29 protein-coding genes and 2 tRNA genes are annotated in these 15,336 nt (G+C 63.3%); 3 read left to right on the top strand and 28 right to left on the bottom strand.

The window, feature by feature from the left end:
• The coding region (locus EOA79_RS02625; RefSeq protein ID WP_164893809.1) for an ABC transporter permease at positions 1-963 on the top strand (963 nt) is incomplete at its 5' end.
• Positions 964-976: 13 nt separating this feature from the next.
• Positions 977-1,747 carry an SDR family oxidoreductase gene (locus EOA79_RS02620; RefSeq protein WP_095825241.1) on the top strand — a complete coding sequence of 257 codons (771 nt, stop codon included), beginning with the start codon at positions 977-979 and terminating at the stop codon, positions 1,745-1,747.
• Between the two features lie 21 nt (positions 1,748-1,768).
• Here the strand turns inward: EOA79_RS02620 and EOA79_RS02615 are convergent.
• Positions 1,769-1,844, bottom strand: a tRNA-Val gene (locus EOA79_RS02615).
• Between the two features lie 218 nt (positions 1,845-2,062).
• On the opposite strand from EOA79_RS02615, the gene EOA79_RS02610 reads away from it, so the two are divergent.
• Positions 2,063-2,139: transfer RNA gene (locus EOA79_RS02610), tRNA-Asp, on the top strand.
• 68 nt (positions 2,140-2,207) lie between these two features.
• Here EOA79_RS02610 and EOA79_RS02605 read toward each other — a convergent pair.
• From EOA79_RS02605 to EOA79_RS02475, 27 genes are all read right to left on the bottom strand, one after another.
• Positions 2,208-3,344 (bottom strand): hypothetical protein, encoded by a 1,137-nt coding sequence (locus EOA79_RS02605; RefSeq protein ID WP_128292844.1) that lies wholly within the window; start codon positions 3,342-3,344, stop codon positions 2,208-2,210.
• Positions 3,332-3,601, bottom strand: a complete 270-nt coding sequence (locus tag EOA79_RS02600; RefSeq protein ID WP_128292843.1) for a hypothetical protein — start codon at positions 3,599-3,601, stop codon at positions 3,332-3,334. The genes EOA79_RS02605 and EOA79_RS02600 overlap by 13 nt, the downstream gene beginning before the upstream one ends.
• A gap of 1 nt (position 3,602) precedes the next feature.
• A complete protein-coding gene (locus EOA79_RS02595) occupies positions 3,603-4,097 on the bottom strand; it encodes a hypothetical protein (RefSeq protein WP_128292841.1) in 495 nt (164 codons plus the stop codon).
• Positions 4,094-4,288, bottom strand: coding sequence for a hypothetical protein (locus EOA79_RS02590; protein ID WP_128292840.1), 195 nt, complete (start codon positions 4,286-4,288; stop codon positions 4,094-4,096). Before EOA79_RS02590 ends, EOA79_RS02595 begins: the two co-directional genes overlap by 4 nt.
• Positions 4,266-5,018, bottom strand: a complete 753-nt coding sequence (locus EOA79_RS02585; RefSeq protein WP_128292838.1) for a hypothetical protein — start codon at positions 5,016-5,018, stop codon at positions 4,266-4,268. The genes EOA79_RS02590 and EOA79_RS02585 overlap by 23 nt, the downstream gene beginning before the upstream one ends.
• A 1-nt stretch (position 5,019) precedes the next feature.
• Positions 5,020-5,679 carry a hypothetical protein gene (locus EOA79_RS02580; protein WP_128292837.1) on the bottom strand — a complete coding sequence of 220 codons (660 nt, stop codon included), beginning with the start codon at positions 5,677-5,679 and terminating at the stop codon, positions 5,020-5,022.
• Entirely contained in the window at positions 5,679-6,188 is a 510-nt protein-coding gene (gene ssb / locus EOA79_RS02575; RefSeq protein WP_127334855.1) for a single-stranded DNA-binding protein, read from the bottom strand. Before ssb ends, EOA79_RS02580 begins: the two co-directional genes overlap by 1 nt.
• Positions 6,189-6,749 carry a hypothetical protein gene (locus EOA79_RS02570; protein ID WP_127334856.1) on the bottom strand — a complete coding sequence of 187 codons (561 nt, stop codon included), beginning with the start codon at positions 6,747-6,749 and terminating at the stop codon, positions 6,189-6,191.
• A gap of 8 nt (positions 6,750-6,757) precedes the next feature.
• Positions 6,758-6,967 carry a hypothetical protein gene (locus tag EOA79_RS02565; protein ID WP_128292835.1) on the bottom strand — a complete coding sequence of 70 codons (210 nt, stop codon included), beginning with the start codon at positions 6,965-6,967 and terminating at the stop codon, positions 6,758-6,760.
• Positions 6,968-7,103: 136 nt separating this feature from the next.
• Entirely contained in the window at positions 7,104-8,231 is a 1,128-nt protein-coding gene (locus EOA79_RS02560; RefSeq protein WP_128292833.1) for an AAA family ATPase, read from the bottom strand.
• Positions 8,228-8,449, bottom strand: a complete 222-nt coding sequence (locus EOA79_RS02555) for a helix-turn-helix domain-containing protein (RefSeq protein WP_128292831.1) — start codon at positions 8,447-8,449, stop codon at positions 8,228-8,230. The genes EOA79_RS02560 and EOA79_RS02555 overlap by 4 nt, the downstream gene beginning before the upstream one ends.
• Positions 8,449-8,859, bottom strand: a complete 411-nt coding sequence (locus EOA79_RS02550) for a hypothetical protein (protein ID WP_206639226.1) — start codon at positions 8,857-8,859, stop codon at positions 8,449-8,451. Before EOA79_RS02550 ends, EOA79_RS02555 begins: the two co-directional genes overlap by 1 nt.
• A complete protein-coding gene (locus tag EOA79_RS02545; RefSeq protein WP_128292829.1) occupies positions 8,856-9,554 on the bottom strand; it encodes a DUF3820 family protein in 699 nt (232 codons plus the stop codon). Before EOA79_RS02545 ends, EOA79_RS02550 begins: the two co-directional genes overlap by 4 nt.
• Entirely contained in the window at positions 9,554-9,922 is a 369-nt protein-coding gene (locus tag EOA79_RS02540; RefSeq protein WP_127334860.1) for a hypothetical protein, read from the bottom strand. Before EOA79_RS02540 ends, EOA79_RS02545 begins: the two co-directional genes overlap by 1 nt.
• Complete coding sequence (locus EOA79_RS02535; protein ID WP_128292827.1) at positions 9,919-10,236, bottom strand: hypothetical protein; 318 nt, start codon at positions 10,234-10,236, stop codon at positions 9,919-9,921. The genes EOA79_RS02540 and EOA79_RS02535 overlap by 4 nt, the downstream gene beginning before the upstream one ends.
• Positions 10,237-10,240: 4 nt before the next feature.
• A complete protein-coding gene (locus EOA79_RS02530; RefSeq protein WP_128292826.1) occupies positions 10,241-11,455 on the bottom strand; it encodes a hypothetical protein in 1,215 nt (404 codons plus the stop codon).
• Positions 11,452-12,006 (bottom strand): HNH endonuclease, encoded by a 555-nt coding sequence (locus EOA79_RS02525; RefSeq protein ID WP_128292824.1) that lies wholly within the window; start codon positions 12,004-12,006, stop codon positions 11,452-11,454. The genes EOA79_RS02530 and EOA79_RS02525 overlap by 4 nt, the downstream gene beginning before the upstream one ends.
• Positions 11,999-12,979 (bottom strand): lambda-exonuclease family protein, encoded by a 981-nt coding sequence (locus EOA79_RS02520; protein WP_128292822.1) that lies wholly within the window; start codon positions 12,977-12,979, stop codon positions 11,999-12,001. Before EOA79_RS02520 ends, EOA79_RS02525 begins: the two co-directional genes overlap by 8 nt.
• Positions 12,976-13,227 (bottom strand): hypothetical protein, encoded by a 252-nt coding sequence (locus tag EOA79_RS02515; protein WP_128292820.1) that lies wholly within the window; start codon positions 13,225-13,227, stop codon positions 12,976-12,978. The genes EOA79_RS02520 and EOA79_RS02515 overlap by 4 nt, the downstream gene beginning before the upstream one ends.
• Positions 13,224-13,508, bottom strand: coding sequence for a hypothetical protein (locus EOA79_RS02510; protein WP_128292818.1), 285 nt, complete (start codon positions 13,506-13,508; stop codon positions 13,224-13,226). The genes EOA79_RS02515 and EOA79_RS02510 overlap by 4 nt, the downstream gene beginning before the upstream one ends.
• On the bottom strand, positions 13,508-13,690 hold the full coding sequence (locus tag EOA79_RS02505; RefSeq protein ID WP_128292816.1) for a hypothetical protein: 183 nt from the start codon (positions 13,688-13,690) through the stop codon (positions 13,508-13,510). Before EOA79_RS02505 ends, EOA79_RS02510 begins: the two co-directional genes overlap by 1 nt.
• Positions 13,690-13,887 carry a hypothetical protein gene (locus tag EOA79_RS02500; RefSeq protein ID WP_128292815.1) on the bottom strand — a complete coding sequence of 66 codons (198 nt, stop codon included), beginning with the start codon at positions 13,885-13,887 and terminating at the stop codon, positions 13,690-13,692. The genes EOA79_RS02505 and EOA79_RS02500 overlap by 1 nt, the downstream gene beginning before the upstream one ends.
• On the bottom strand, positions 13,884-14,078 hold the full coding sequence (locus tag EOA79_RS02495; RefSeq protein ID WP_128292813.1) for a hypothetical protein: 195 nt from the start codon (positions 14,076-14,078) through the stop codon (positions 13,884-13,886). Before EOA79_RS02495 ends, EOA79_RS02500 begins: the two co-directional genes overlap by 4 nt.
• Position 14,079: 1 nt before the next feature.
• A complete protein-coding gene (locus EOA79_RS02490; RefSeq protein ID WP_128292812.1) occupies positions 14,080-14,445 on the bottom strand; it encodes a hypothetical protein in 366 nt (121 codons plus the stop codon).
• Positions 14,442-14,867, bottom strand: coding sequence for a hypothetical protein (locus tag EOA79_RS02485; protein WP_128292810.1), 426 nt, complete (start codon positions 14,865-14,867; stop codon positions 14,442-14,444). Before EOA79_RS02485 ends, EOA79_RS02490 begins: the two co-directional genes overlap by 4 nt.
• A complete protein-coding gene (locus EOA79_RS02480) occupies positions 14,864-15,115 on the bottom strand; it encodes a hypothetical protein (RefSeq protein WP_128292808.1) in 252 nt (83 codons plus the stop codon). Before EOA79_RS02480 ends, EOA79_RS02485 begins: the two co-directional genes overlap by 4 nt.
• Positions 15,115-15,330 (bottom strand): hypothetical protein, encoded by a 216-nt coding sequence (locus tag EOA79_RS02475; RefSeq protein WP_128292806.1) that lies wholly within the window; start codon positions 15,328-15,330, stop codon positions 15,115-15,117. Before EOA79_RS02475 ends, EOA79_RS02480 begins: the two co-directional genes overlap by 1 nt.
• Positions 15,331-15,336: the final 6 nt, after the last annotated feature.

Raw genomic sequence — 15,336 nt, 5'->3', positions numbered from 1 at the left:
GTGCTCGACAATCTCGTCTGGTTCATGCTGGTCTTCGTGCTGGCCGTGTTCTCGACCCTCATTCCGAACTTCTTCCAGCTCGGCATCTTCGCCAACATCGTCGAGGCTTCGAGCGTGCTGGGCGTGATGTCGATCGGCCTGGCGCTGGTCATCATTGCCGGTCACATGGACCTGTCGGTTGAATCGGTCGCGGCGCTCAGCGCCATGGCGGTCGGCATCATGTTCTGCTCGTCAGGCATCGGCCTCGGCCTGCAGTTGCATCCGGACTGGCTGATGGTGCCGGTCTCGCTCGCCGTAGCCCTGGCGGTGGGAGCCCTTATCGGCGTCATCAACGGTTTCCTCATCGTCAGACTGCGGATGAGCGCCTTCATCATCACGCTTGCCTCCTATATCTGGGTGCGCGGCCTCGTGCTTGTCGTTTCCGGCGGACGCTCGGCGCAGGATTTGGCGCCGGCCATCCGCTGGTTCGGTATCCAGCGGCTCGCCGGCCTGCCGCTCACCGCCTGGATCGCTGTCGGCTGCTTCGTCGTCTTCTCGCTGATTCTCGCCAAGACGCCGTTCGGCCGGCATCTGGTGATGATCGGTGGCAACGAGACCGCGACCTTCCGTGCCGGCATCCGCGTCAACCGCAACCTGATCATCGCCTTCGTCCTTGCCGGCGCCATCGCCGGCCTCGCCGGCTGGCTGCTCGCCATCCGCACCTCCGGCGCCACCGCCAATCTCGGCGTCGGCCTGCTCTTCAACGCCTTCGCCGCTGTGGTCATTGGCGGCGTCAGCCTGAAAGGCGGCGTCGGCACCCTGCCCGGCGTCTATGCCGGCGTGCTGCTCCTCTCGGCCATCAACACCGCCATCAACCTCATGGCCCTGCCGGCCAACTTCACCCAGGTCATCCACGGCTTGCTGGTGCTGGCGGCCGTGCTTCTCGACGCCTTCAAGCAAACCATTCGCCAAAGGCTCGCATGACAGGACGGCTCGCATGACCGGACGCATCGAAGGCAAGGTGGCGGTGATCGTCGGGGCCGCGCGTGGCATCGGCAGGGGCATAGCCCAGCGGTTCGCCGAGGAGGGCGCCAGCCTTGTGCTGGCCGACAGTGAAGCCGAAGCCGGGAAGGCGAGCGCCGACGAACTGGGTGCGTCCTTCATCAGCACCGACATTTCGAAGACGGCCGACGCCGAAGCGGTGGTGGCATTGGCGCTGCAGCGTCACGGCCGGCTCGACATCATCGTCCAGAACGCCGGCATCTATCCCTGGCAACTGATCGAGAACACCAGCCCGGAGGACTGGGACCGGGTCATGGCGGTCAATCTGCGCGGCAGCTTCAACGCCGCCCGGGCAGCGCTTCCACCGATGAAGGCTCAGGGCAGCGGTCGCATGCTCTTCACCTCTTCCATCACCGGCCCGCAGGTGAGCAGCCCCGGCCACGGCCATTATTCGGCAAGCAAGGCCGGCATCAACGGCTTCATCCGCGCGGCGGCGCTGGAGTTTTCCGGCTATGGCATCACCGTCAACGGCGTCGAGCCTGGCAACATCCTGACCGAAGGCATGAAGCTTCACCGCGATGCCGCCTTCATCAAGAGCATGGAGGACGCCGTGCCGCTCGGACGTCTCGGCACGCCGCGCGACGTCGCCAACGCCTTCCTGTTCCTGGCCTCCGACGACGCCAGCTACATCACCGGCACGACGATCGTCGTCGATGGCGGCCAGCTCCTGCCCGAAGGCCAGGATTTCCGCCTGACGCCGCGGTGAGTCTTGATTGTGCCGGGAAACTGGTGGGCGATGACGGGCTCGAACCGCCGACATCTTCGGTGTAAACGAAGCGCTCTACCAACTGAGCTAATCGCCCGCTCCGGGCCGGACCTTTAAGCAGTTACAACTCTATTCGCAAGGCCCAATGAACAGCCGGCGCACCCGCTATCAGACGGATTTTGCCAATGCCGGCGCACTTGTCAAAAAACCTTCTGCTGATTGCTGTTATGCTCACGTGCGGCGCTTGACACCCGCAAACGAACCCCTTATCCAGCGCCCCAACGACGAACACGCCTGACACGTGCTCGTCAGTGCGCGGGTGTAGCTCAGTCGGTTAGAGTGCCGGCCTGTCACGCCGGAGGTCGCGGGTTCGAGCCCCGTCACTCGCGCCATCAAATCAATCACTTAGGTGTTGGGGTAGAGGGCGAAAGTCTGAATGCCAGACCGGCAATTCAGACTTTTAACCCTTTTTGTTCCCCCTGAGAGCCCGCCTGCCCTCTCGCCTCGCCTCGTCGGCGCGCCTCACCATCTCGACCTGGACGGGCACATAGGTCTGTTCCAGCTTCTTCGATTCGGACAGCGAGTTCGCTAGCTTAGCCGACAGCGCGGTGCCCTCGACGCCTCCAGCCACGGCCTCTGTGCTCCCCGACCGGCGGAAGTCGAGCATCATCCTTGAATCGCCCGGGAACACGACCTTGCGGATATCGCGGAAGTCCTCCGAGAAGGAGTTCTTCCGGTAGGCGGCGCCGCGGCGAGTTCGGAAAATTTCCATGCTGCTGATCGGCTCGGCCTCGCCAAACTGTTGTTCGAGATACCAGTTGAACAGCCGCTCGGTGCGGCGCGACAGCGTCAGAACCCCGTCGCGGCCCGTCTTGCCGCGAGTGATGTCGAACCAAATCCCTTTGTCGTCCTGGCGCTTCTGCGACAGCTTCAGCGTGCGCGCATCGACGGGCGCTACGGCGCCGTCCCACATACATGCAAGCGCGGCCGCAAGCCCTTTATATCCAAGCCGAATCGCGCCCTTGATCAATCTCACCGCTTCGCCTTCGTTCCACGTCTCGGAACGCCCTTTCGGTTCCGTGTTGACCACGGCAAGCGAAGGATCCTGATCCTTTTCGCAGTATTTCAGCGCCGCCATCACCTTCCACAGAGCTCGCCAGATTTTCAGCGCGCGGTGCGCCTCACGCAGGCTGATCCCATCCTCGATCGCCTGGCGCCATTCCGAGATCGCCGGCATGGTCACCAGCTTCGGCGAGAACTTCCCAAACACCGGACCGATGTATTTCCAGGAGCGTTCCCAATCCTCCCGGGTGCGGACCGCCTTTTTCGCCCATTCGTTGGTGCCCCGGTAGACGTCAAAGGCCTCGCCGACCGAACCGACCGGCCAAGTGTCAACCACCGGCACCGGATTTGCTCCGGCAGTCGGTGCGTCGCGGTCATCCCATGCCTTGTTCAGCCGTTCAGCGATCGCCCAGGCGGAGGGCCCATCAGGGCCGCACGATTGCGGCTTGAAGCCTGCAGCGCGCATCGCGGCCGTCGGCTGCCAATAGCCGCGACCCTTGATCACGCTGTAATATCGGACCTTCACTTTGCCCATGCCTTACCCCGCACAGCCGCGAGCATCGCGGCTTGAGCGGAAGCCGGATCGTCGGTGCGGGTCAATCCCGCCTGCGCATCGATCCACTTGTCAACAGCTTCTAAACAGTAATTGCCAAGCACCTGGTCAGGCTTAGGGAAACCGGCGGCCTCAAGCTCTGCACGCTTGGCCCAGAACACCGCCATCGTCACGCCGAGACGCCGCGCCACCTTTTCGGGTGCGATCATCCGGGGCTGAACGACGAATCGGACGCCCATCTCAGTAGCCATCCAACCAGAAGCGATATTCTTTCTCGACTTCGCGGAAACCGGCGGCTGGCACCGGCGCATGGTCCAGTGCGGCACGGCTTTCGATCTGAAGGTGGTTGCGAAGCCAATCGGCTGCAGCATCGGCCGTTTCGGGCTTCTTGCCGTATTTCTCCGAAAGGAACCGCCAGAAACCCTTCTCCGCACAGATAATCCCGGCGCGCTGCGCGAGCGGCCCACCCTTCGGCTTCTCGGGCGTGTTAATTTTCTGCGTCTCACCGGCGGGCGCGGCCGCCTCCGAACCTTGGGAGATCTCTGGGAAGCTAGGTTCCAAGGTTGGCTCTGGCGCCGCGCTTCTGAGGCCGGCCGGCTCGATGATGTCGACAACGATGTCATCACCCTCGACGCTGACTAGGAACCGCTCGCCGTCGGCGGCCTCCATGCCGAGCAACTGCTCAATCGCGGTTTGCAGCGGGATGGTGTAGCGGTGGACGATCTGGGGCTTCATGGTCGCTCCCCTAGCGCGGCACGGGCGGCGCGTTCGTCTCGCATGTAAGCGTCGGCCAGCGAATAGCCGTCGATCTGATGTGCGGGCATCTGCACGAGGCGAGCGACGTTGCTCTTCGGTGGGACGTAGGTAGGCCAGCCGCCATAGTCCTTGAAGGGGTCGTGGCGCTCAGCGGCCATCCCCACCTCCATCGGTCTGTCCAGAGGGGGATGCGGCGAGGGTGCGGGCGGCTGCTATGCACCAGCGAACAGGCAATTCCACGTAGCTCGTCTTGTGATCGCTGAAAGTGGCGAATGGCTTCAAAGCCTCGTTCCGCTCCTCCAGCTTCCTGCGCAGATCTGAGGCTTCAGCTTCGGAGCCGGTGGCGCGGGCCTCTGCTGCTTCCGCTCTGCCGCTGGCGAATTCCTTGTCGATTTCACGTTGCCATGACTCAAAGTCAGGCCGGCGCTCCGGTGTGCTTTCGGCTCGGAATAGAACCTTGGCCCACGAAGCGAAAGACATGCGGAATGACGTCTCCGCGCCTTCGAACTTCTGCACGCGACGATGCAGCTTGCGGTTTGCTTCGCGCGCCTCGTCCAATTCCTCTTGCAGGGCGCCTTGACGGGCAATGGCGGCCTGCACAAGGCCATCATTCCGGAAAGCCTGAACCTTCTTTGCAAGCGCATCCCGTTCGGCAGAGAGGCTGGTGAGCGCGGCGGCGGCTTCGCTTAATACGTCAGGGTTAACAGCCGCTCCGCCGTACTCACGCTGGTCAGCGCGCTGATCGGTAATGATGTCATTCAGCCGCTCGACCAGGCCCGCGACATCCTCTGCCGGTACCGCCTGTGGGGCGGCGGGAGCGAGACCAGGACAGATATGCGCCGGTCCAGAAAGCAGAAACGTCTGCCCGCACGACTTGCAAATGGCTCTGTGGTCGCTCATTTCATGTCCTCATAGTCAAGGAAGTAGCCTTTGCCGCAGACCTCGCAGCGGTAGCGCTCGCCATCAAAGCCCCCACCACTTCCTTCATATTCGGACAGTCGCTATAGCCTGGGTTAGCTAGGCTGCATTGCCTGGGGCCGTCCAAAGTTTGTGTAGACTTTTCGGCCAGCGGTACCACCGGCTCCGCTCCTGATGGTGCTGGGACGGATGCGAGGGCGGAGAGGATGCGCCGTTCGTAGTCGGCTTGGCATGCAGCCTGAGCGGTGAGCAGATTGTCCCGGCTCATATCTCGCCACGACCATTCGAAGTAGAAGTCGCGCGGCGCCTCATCTCGGCAGGCGTACCAGCCGTCTTCATTGACGACCGAGTAGGTTCCGAATTGGCTGTCGGCGGTCCAACAGTGGTTGTTCTTGCTTGACGGCTCGTGCCATTCCAGCGGCTTCACCACCGCCTTCCCCGCTTCCGGTGCGGAACGGGCCGCGCGACGGTATGCGTCGATCGCGGCACGATAGAGCTTTGGAGCGTGCCATTCGGGCTTATGGATGATCGTGTCTGGGCCTGGATAGTTCTTCACGAAGTATTTCGTGAATGCCGCCAGCCCAAGATCGCGTGTGGGCTGTGCCGGATCGCTTGAGACTTGTTCGGGGGTGCGCGCGGCCATCAGCGCCACTCCATAAAAAATGGAATTTCGTCGTCAAGTTCTCTGGATGAGGGCCTTCCGCCCTGCCCTCCGCCGCCAAAATCGCTCTGCCGACCGCCGCCGTTGCGCGATCCATAGTCATCGTTGCGCTGGGAGCGGCCCTCGTTGCGATCGCCATCGTTCTTGCTGTCGAGCATCTGAAGCTCGCCCCGGAACTTCTGCAGAACGATCTCCGTGGTGTAGCGGTCCTCGCCGTCTTTCTGCCACTTGCGCGTCTGCAGCTGGCCCTCGACGTAGACCTTCATCCCCTTCTTCAGATATTGCTCTGCGACCTTGGCGATACCCTCGTTGTAGATGCACACTTGGTGCCATTCCGTCTTTTCGCGGCGTTCACCGCTGTTCTTGTCGCGCCAGGATTCTGAGGTGGCGATACGTAGATTGACGACCGTGTCGCCGCTGTTCAGGCGTTTGATGTCGGGATCAGCGCCCAAATTTCCGATCAGCATCACGCGATTCAGTGAACCGGCCATTTAGCCTTCCTTCCGCTGTGTCCAGTGTTGTTCCGACGGCGTCGCCCACCGGCAATTGCCGGGCTCGTAATTGCCGTCGTTGTCGGGGTGGCGATCGATTGAATGTGTTTGGCTTGGACGCTCGCCCATGTCGGCGAGGAAGCATTCGAAGCCGGATAGTCCGCCTTCGCCGTTTAGCCACCGGTCGCAGATCGTGATGCCGCGTCCGCCGTATCGGTCGTAGCTTTTGTGGCGCGGCGAGAGACACCGCTCCTTCATCGACTTCCAGGTCTTGTAGGTAGCGCTCGGCGGCTTCGTGCCGGCGCAACTGGATGCGCCATGGGTCCGGTTTGCCCAACCCTGCCGCTGCGCTCGAGCCTTCTTAGCGCAGCCGCATGATATCTTGCGGCCCTGCTTCAGATGCTCGCCGCGTGCAAAGACCTCTTCGCCGCAGTCACACTCGCAGCGGTAGATGTGCTTCGTATCCGCGACGTGCGAGAGGCCCTTGACGACAAGGCGACCATACCTTTTGCCGCTCAGGTCAATGAAGCGACCGCCACGTTTTGCGAGTTGAGCTTCCATCTCTGATCTCAATGCCTGTGACCGACGGCCGGCGTGTTGGTGATGCCCTGCCGCGCCTTGCTCTCGGCGATAGTCGCCTGCAGGTCGGCGACGACCGCGTCAGGATCAATTGGGATCGCCTCGGCGAACATCTGGCCGTTGCGCCAGAGGCCGATGTGAACGGCGCTGCACTCGTCGCAGAGGAAGAACGCGATCGTTTCGGCTCGCTTGACCTTCATCAGTTCGCTCCCACGCTGGCGTTATTGATGCAGATGGCCAGGCAGCCTTCGTGCCGGCCGACGCTTACGGCGGCCGTGCTCACCGATATGCCGGCGCAGACCCAGAAGATCGCCCAGAGGAGTTCTCGGCTCGTCATCACATAACCACCGTGATTTTCTCGGCCGCGCGGGTCAGGCCCGTGTAGAGCCAGCGCGCGCGGTCCGTGCTGAAATTGCTGGATTCATCGAAGAGGCAGACCGTATCCCACTGGCTGCCCTGGGCCTTGTGGACCGTCAGCGCGTAGCCGTAGTCGAACTGCTGCAGGCCGCTGAGTTCCTTCCAGGGGACCTCGTTGCCCTGCCCGAGGAAGAACTCCTGCCGAACGCGGATGTCCACCGGGGTCGTCGATTCGAAGTCGAGTGAGGCGACGTGCATGCGAACGCAATGATCATTGAGATGGCCGCGGCGGCGCCTCAGCAGCTCGACGACCTTCCACAGACCGCCGTTGAAAATGCCTTTGTTGCGGTCGTTCTTGAGGCAGACGAGTTGATCATCGGGCTCTGGCATCGGGCTGGCCCGGCCGAGGATCTCGCGCATCCTGGTGTTGTAGGACGTTCGCGTCTTATTCAAGCCGACGAGGACCTGGCCGGCCCCCATGACGTGATCCTGGGTGAGCGCGGCGCGCCGGATCACCTCGCTGGCGCCATAGGTCCCGTATTCCAGACGGCCGCCTTCCCTGATCGTCGTCGCCATCCGCACGATCGGATTTTCAGCGGCCTGCCGGTGGATCTCGGTCAGCATGACGTCGGGTTCGGCGTCCGTGAAGAAACCGCCGCCCTTCACAGGCGGCAACTGCGCGGGATCGCCAAGCACTAGGACCGGGACTCCGAAGGAGAGGATGTCCTTGCCGATCTCCTCGTCGACCATCGAACATTCGTCGATCACGAAAAGGGCGGCATCGGCGAGCTCGTCGACGTCGCGAAGCACGAATTTCTTAACGCCGGTCTCGTGGTTGAAGTCGACCTGGTAGATAGTGGCGTGAATGGTCATCGCGCCGACGCAACCGTTCTTGCGCATCACCATCGCGGCCTTGCCGGTGTAGGCCATGTAGAGAACGGCACCGCGCAACTCTTCAGCGAAGTGGCGCGCCAAGGTAGTCTTGCCCGTGCCGGCATAGCCGAACACGCGGAAAACCTGCTTGCGGCTCAGCCCGCTGCCGTACCAAGCGGCGACGGCGTCGAGCGCAGCGGCTTGCTGCGGTGACCACGCGCGGATCTCGCTCATGGCTGAGCGACCTCGCGCTTCGTCCGCTCTCGCCTCAGTTGATAGCCAAGACCGGCTTCCGACAGGATCGGATGCCCGGCGGCGCGGAGGTCGCGCATGTAGCGGTAGATCGTGCGCGGTGAGACGCCGACGCTGGCGGCTAACTTGTCCGCTGTCTTGATCTGGTGATCTTCGAGCGCGGCCAGGACCGCGCCGGCTCGGGTGACGGAGCTGGACATCAGAATGGCTCCTCTTCGTCAAATTCCGACGGAGGCTCGATGTGGGAAAGCGGCGGCGCGAAGTCGTCGTCCGGAACCTCGTCCGGCGGCGCGATGTATAGCGCCGGCTTCCGATATGGTGCGCAGCGCCGCAACACCGTGGCCTCGTCCGTCAACGTGTTGGAGAAGATCGAGGCGCCGCCGTAAAAGTGCGACACCCAGCCGGTAACGATGAGCTGCTGCTCCGGCTTCTCGGCCGACGGCGTCGACCACTCAACCTGCGGGACGTCGATGCGCAGCATCTTGGCGCCGAAGCGCTCTACCTCAATGCCGCGACCCCAATGGGATCGATGACCGAAGATTTCGACCATCATCCACTCGAACGGCTGCTCTTCCGGTGCCGCAGATGGAGATTCGTCAGAACCACTCATGATCTTCCCCTCTTTGCGAGTTCAGAACGGGCCGTTGCCTTGATGTCGTCGTTGAGGTCGGACTTGCCGACGATCCACTGCAGGTAATCCCAAGGAAGCTCGGAGAAGCGCGCACCCTTGTGCTTGCCGAAGGGCATGCGCAGCAGCAGCGACGGGCGCCGCGAGATGTCGATCAGCTTCTCGACGTCGATCTCGTTGAGAAGGTCGACGAGGATGTGGGCGGTGACCAGAGTATCGGCGCCGGCCCGGTGAGCGCCAACCCGATGCTCGCGCGCAAGGCACAGCCGGCGGGCGTAGCGGATCGCCATGTTGGCGTGGCTCTCTAGTTCTGGCCACGCGTGTCGGGCGCCCTTAAGCGTGCAAACCCAAGGCAGCTTGCTCTGGCGCACGAACTGGCTATCGAACTCGACGTTGTGGGCGCACAGGAAATCTGCGCCGGCCGTGGCGAACTGGATCGCCTCGTCCGCCGACATGCCGTCAACGACGTCCTCGTCGATGATGTGGTGGATTGCCGATGCCGCCGGAGGGATCGGCCGGCCGGGCTTGACGAAGCGCGACACCGGTTCGCCTTCGACCTGCCAGCCTTCCGGGAACAGCCGCACATTCGTGCGACCGATTTCGACCATAGCGGCGTCGGGCGGAAAGCCGGTCGTCTCGACGTCGACGACGGATATGAGGGAGAGAGGAGCGGCCATCAGAATACCACCTCCGGCTCTTCGCCAGAAATCACCAGGCGGGACGAAGGCCTCTCATATTCGTGGCTAGCCGGCTCGTTTCCGATCAGGCGCAATTCTGCGGCCGCCCAAGTCGCAAAACCGGTCTTGTCGTCAAGTTCAACCCATGCATGGCTGTCTTGGACAGCACGGACGAAGCCGGTCGCGCCGTTGGAATGTATGACGGGGTCGCCGACGTTGAAGTGTGGCGACACCATCGTGATGTCGGATGTCTTGACCATCGCATCTTGGCCGCGACCAACGATCAGCCAGACGACGCCCTCGTCGTTCTGGTCGTATTTGACCCTGGCCGTGATCGACACAAGATCACCTTTGCGGAACTTCATCATGCCGACACCGCCCGCGGCACCTGCCGCTCGACCGTATGGGGATCATCGGCAATAGCCGGCTGTTTGGTGCCGTCTAGGACGGCGCCGGCTGCTTCGAAGGCCGTGATGGCTATGCGGGTCTGCCTAAGTTCCTCGCTGAGCGTTGCGATCTGCTGCGCGAGGTCGGTTTCGCCGGCCCGCAGCCGGTCCAGTGTTTCGCCGACCTTCTGCGCGCTGCGGTCCAGCAGGGACAGTTGTATCAGGGTGTCGGGCTTGAAGTCGGTTTCGACAAGTTCGACCTCGTGCATCGCCCTTCTAAGTTGAAAAAGGCCCATCGTCTCAGTCCTCCTCGACCGAGCCGGGCTCCGGCGCGTCCTTGTCGGCCTCGTCGCGGAAGCCGGCGATCCAAGCCGCCTTTTCAGCCTCCCTGCCCTTCTGCTTGTAGTCGGCCGGGACGGCGCGCTCGCTGAGATCGTTGCGATACGCGGCGCGCCCCAGACGCGTCGCGACGGCGATGGGATCGCCGTCGTCCGCCGGGGGGACGGGGGCGGACGACGGCTTTTGCTCGGTAGCAGTCGCCTTTGGCGTTGAGGCCTGCTTGCCGGGCGCATCGGAGCCGGCCGGAGAAGAGCCGGCTTCCGATTCCTGAGTTTCCTTCTGCTTTGCCGCCTGCTCACCGGCGGTGGATGGTTGGTCCTTCCCCTCGGCCAGCTTGTCGAGCTTACCCTTGAGGTCGGCCGGCTGATCGGCCTTCGGCTTCGCGACGGGGAACATCTCTTCGACGGTCGCTTCCCCACTGCGCAGCGCCTGGTGCATGCCGATCAGGGTCGTGTAGTGCTCCAGGTTGATGTCGGCGAGGCCACCGATCTCCAGCGCCGCGAAGATGCGCTCCGGGGTAACGCCAAATGCCGCAAAGGCCTTCATGGCGTCTTCGCGCTTCTCCGCCATCGTGGTGACGTCGCCGACAATGACGCGCTCCACCTCGGCATAGGCCTTGCGCCACACACCCTTGGGCACGCCGCCAAGGATGGCGTTCCGCTTAGCGATCGATGCCGCGGCGTTGCCGGTGACGATGATCATGTCTTCGGTGAGCAGCTTGCCGCCCTTGTCCGAAATCCGGCGGCGCACACGTGATGTCGTCGCCGAGTTCGTCTCGAGGTCGTGGAACACGCCTTCCGCCTCGACATACTTCTCAATGCGGTCGACGTGCACAACGCGGGTGCCGACGCGGTTGTTGCCGTACTGGCTTTGGATAATCTCCGCCAAGCGAATGGAGGGCCCCTTGATCGGCTTGCCGCCGCGAGGAAGCGCATAGATGCATTCCTTGGCGGTCTCCTCGTCGAGCGTCGCCAAAGTCATGATGTTCTGGACGGCCCGAGCGATGCTCCTGGGCAGCGCCTGCGCCGTGGCGATCTGCTGATCGATCTCCGCGCGCGCCAAATTTACGGCCAGGTTCTGGTTGCCGCTGCTGGCGTCATAGCCTTCCGGCAAACCCGTGACGAGTTCGCCGTCTTTCGTAAGGACCTCAATTTCGCGGCCGGTGTGCTGGTTCATATCCGTGTCTCCGATGTTGCGGCCGTCGGCTGGGTTGCCGTTTCGACCCATGATTTGCCATTGACGATGCCGAAGATGATCGGCTGGCCGACGCCGTATTCCCGGGCGAGTTCGGTCTGCTGGCCGCGCCGGCCAGTGTATCGGGCTCGTATCGCCGCCACGTCGGCGGCCGTCAGTTTCGATCCGGGATGCTGATCGCCGTGGATGCGCGTCCCATGGGCTTTGGAATCGGCGCTGTTCTCGGCGGGCGTCTTCCACGAGAGATTCTCGGCCCGGTTATTGGACTTCACGCCATCGCCGTGCGCGGCCTCATGATCCGGCGTCGGCGGGTCGCCGTGGAATGCGAAAGCGACCACGCGCTGAAGCCAGTGCTTCACGCTCTTGCCGTCGATGCGAAAGGTCACACGGAGGTAACCGTTCGATTCCTGCCAAGGCTTAAGCAAGCGGCCAGGTCGCGTACTGCGCCCTCGCGCCGCGCGGCGAACGCCGCCGAGGTTGGACACCTCGTAAAGCGGAGCAAAAGGCACGCGACGCCATTCGATCTCAGACATTTGACGCCTTCACCCTGAGATCGATGTAAGACGTCGGCTTGACGGTGTAGCCGGCGCGCTGAACGGTCTTGGCGGTGATCATCCGGCCGTCCGAGATCCTGGCGGCCGATGCGCCGGCCATCTTGTCGAGCAGCTCGGCTTTGATCTCCCTCAGGCGCTTGTCGATCGCGCTCTTTTCGGAAGCGATGCGGGCTTTCTCGTCGCAGATCGCCGGCAGCAGGTTGTCTTTCGACAGGTCGATGATGCGGCCGTCGGGCTCGTAGAGGTCTTCGAGCAACTCACCGTCGCGCTTCCAGTCGGGCGCGGGATGCCTACCTTCGGCGACGACGCGCCAGAAATCGGCGACCTCGCGATAGATGCGGGGCATCAGCCCTGATGTGAGCGGGATGTCGATCGGCGGATGCAGCTTCATGCCGTGGCCCGACACGATCAGCGCCACCATGGCATAGCTGGATTTCGTCAATTCCGCCTCGATCAGCGCCTGGACGGCGACGTAGAGCGGCGGCGTGATCTGCTTGGTTTCCGGGTCAATCCAGTTTTTGACCGAGAAATCGGAGGCCGACTTGATCTGGATGATGCCTTTCCCGGGCCGGCCGGGGATGGTGACAAAGGCGTCGGGCGTCGCGCCGATGCGTCCGACGGGATCGCGGAAGTAGCGATTGTTGTAGCTGTGGGTGATCTTCCAGTCGGGGTAATCCTCCCGCAGGAAGTCGATCGCCACGAATTCGAGCGCGCGGCCGCGCCGGAACACCTCGTTGTCTTCCTCGTCCGGCTTGCGGCCGGTCTTCTCCGCCCAAAGCTCATATGAGGTGGTATAGGGATGGATGCCCAGCAAGGCCGATGCGTCGGACGCGGTGACATCGCGTTTGCGCGCCGCCAGCCATTCCGCCCGGTTTGCCGGCTTGATGATCTCGATGTTGCCGACGACGCCGGCGGCGAGATCGCCGATGCTCTGGAAAGTTTCAGCGTTCATAGCTGCTGGCCCTTTGCTGTCTTGGTCGCGATTTCGAGAGCGGTCGTTCCCTTCCCTCTGGCTGGTGTGCCATAGGTGAGGTTCGCTTCGCGGTAGCCGAGGCGCACCTCGAAGGCCTTCACGGTCTCGTCCACCTGGCGCTCGCGCGGCAGCCCGAGGCGCTTCGCCCAGTTGAGGACGTCAAAGGCATCATCGGCGAGCAGGCGCAGTTGTTCGGCGCTGATCCGGTCGGTTGTCGCAGAGGTCATGGCGTGGGCACCTCGAGCGGCGCTATGGGCTTGTGCCAGACGAAGTTCTCGAGGGATTGCGTCTGGCGAACACCGGCGATCGATGCCCGGAGCGGCTCGTCGCCGCCAAGACTGTCGTGAACCTCGACGACCTCCCACCAGTCGACGGCAACGAAGTGCTCTTCGTCATCGGTCCCGTCTTCGGGGATACGCCATTTGGCCCAGTAGAAGCCGGCCTTATCGGGGATGACCTTCGCGGGGTCGGCACTCACCCGGCTTTCGGTGCGATTTTCGTAGCGCATCACGCCGCTTCCTTCTTTTCGGCTTCCATGCGATCAAGCAGCGTCAAGGCGCTGTCGGCATGGGATTTGGCGAGGATCAGGCTGCTCTCGGTTGGGGCGAGGTTGCAGAGCCGGTCGGACTGCCAGTGCTCGATCCAGCCCTTGAGGTCGGTCAGATGCTGGCGGAGGGCGTCGGTGCGCATCACGCTGCAACCTTGGCAGCGCTCCTGGCGCATTCCTTAGTGCCTTGATGCGGGAGGCCGGCTCGGCGGCGATCAGCCGTCGTGAAAAGCTCGATCAGGTCGAAGGGCCGACGATACGCGCCGTACAGGCCGCGCTTCGCCATGCCCATGTCGCGAAATGCCGATGGCAGCGTGAAGGTGGAGGTCTTCTTGGTCACAGCCTGTCTCCCAAGCGCGCGTCGTGGTCGGCGGCGCAGTTGTCGTTGAAATCCTGGATGGCTTCCGCTTCGGTGCGGCCCCAGCCGTAGTTGCCGGCTTCTTCCTCGCCCTCGTAGAAGGCGCACCAGTCGTAATCGCGGACCGGGATAGGCGGGTTCATGTGCGAGGTGACGATCTTGCGGTAGGCCACGTCAGCGGCCCTCCGCTTTGGCGATGGCCTCACGGGCCACCCGCATCCGCTTGATAGCCTCGCCATGGCCGGGGCAGCGGATGCGGATTTCTTCGCCCCAGTAGGACGCGTCGGCATCGCAAAGCGCCTTCAAGGCCGCCAGCATGTCTGGCGCCGCGGCGATCAGGCGGGCATTCGGTTCGGCCATTTCGGCGAGGAACGGGAGGGGCCTGCTGTCACCGCCGTTGCGAACGGACATGCTGCTCGGGTTCGACATCGTGTAGAGGTCGCAAATGGTTGAGCCGAAGTCCGAGGTCACGTAGGGGCCGTGATGCTCGTGGCCCGGCACGTAACCCCAAGGCCCAGGTGTGTGCTTTGCCTCGCTCATGCCACCGCCCTCCGGCAGTCGCGCAGCGCGCGCCGCTCGAGCTCTTCCTCGTCGCGCCAAATGCCGAACGAGGCGTAGGCACCGGACAAGGCGACGGCAGCCCTACGGTTCAGCGGGACGATCGTGTCGAGAGCGACCGGCCGCTGGTTGGCGCACCAGGCAGGCAGCGCCTCGTCGAGCGCGGCTCTGATGCCGGCGCCGCGGTTGAGCGCCAGCGGAAGGTCGACGGTGCGAGCTGCCGAGTAATTGGACGTCGTCCAGAACGCGGCGCGGCCGGAAGCGATGGCCTCGATGGCGCTGGCGCGGAGGTCGTCGTAACCGTTGCCGTAGACGTCGATCGCGTCGTTGAGCCGACGGCGGGTCGCCATGGCCTCGTCGATCGGCGTCGGGACCCTGAAACCGGTGTGAAGGGTTGCGTTCATGCCGCACCTGCCGGGAAAAGGACTTCGCGGAGAATGTCGCGAACGTCGTGGTTCTCAGGCTTTTCAAGCGCGATTGAGATATGATCCCACTGCGCCGAATGAGGCTTCATCGCCTCGACCATGGCCCGGAAAACATGGACCTGTTCCTCGTCGTTCATGGCGGCAAAAACCTCACCGAACGAGGCGGCGTCAGCGTCGATGAAAAATGGAAAGCGGCTTGAGATATCGACCGTGATTTTGTGCGCCATCACGCCACCTCGATGGCTGAGAAGCGGGCGTCACGGCGCTTGGCGGCGACGGCGGCTTCGACGGTGGTGAAGACGGCACCACAGCAGTGCATGCCGTCAGCACGCTGCCAGCGGTACCGGGTAACGATCTGGCCGTTGCGCTTGGTGCGGAAGGGCTTGACGACTGCCGGGACAAGGCCGGCCCAGATGTCGTTGAACATGGCGGTCGCGCTCATCGTGGC

Source organism: Mesorhizobium sp. M1A.F.Ca.IN.020.03.2.1, from assembly GCF_004023205.1.
Classification (GTDB): domain Bacteria; phylum Pseudomonadota; class Alphaproteobacteria; order Rhizobiales; family Rhizobiaceae; genus Mesorhizobium.
The sequence above is the reverse complement of the archived record's forward strand: the minus strand, read 5'-3'. Positions and strand labels throughout refer to the sequence as shown.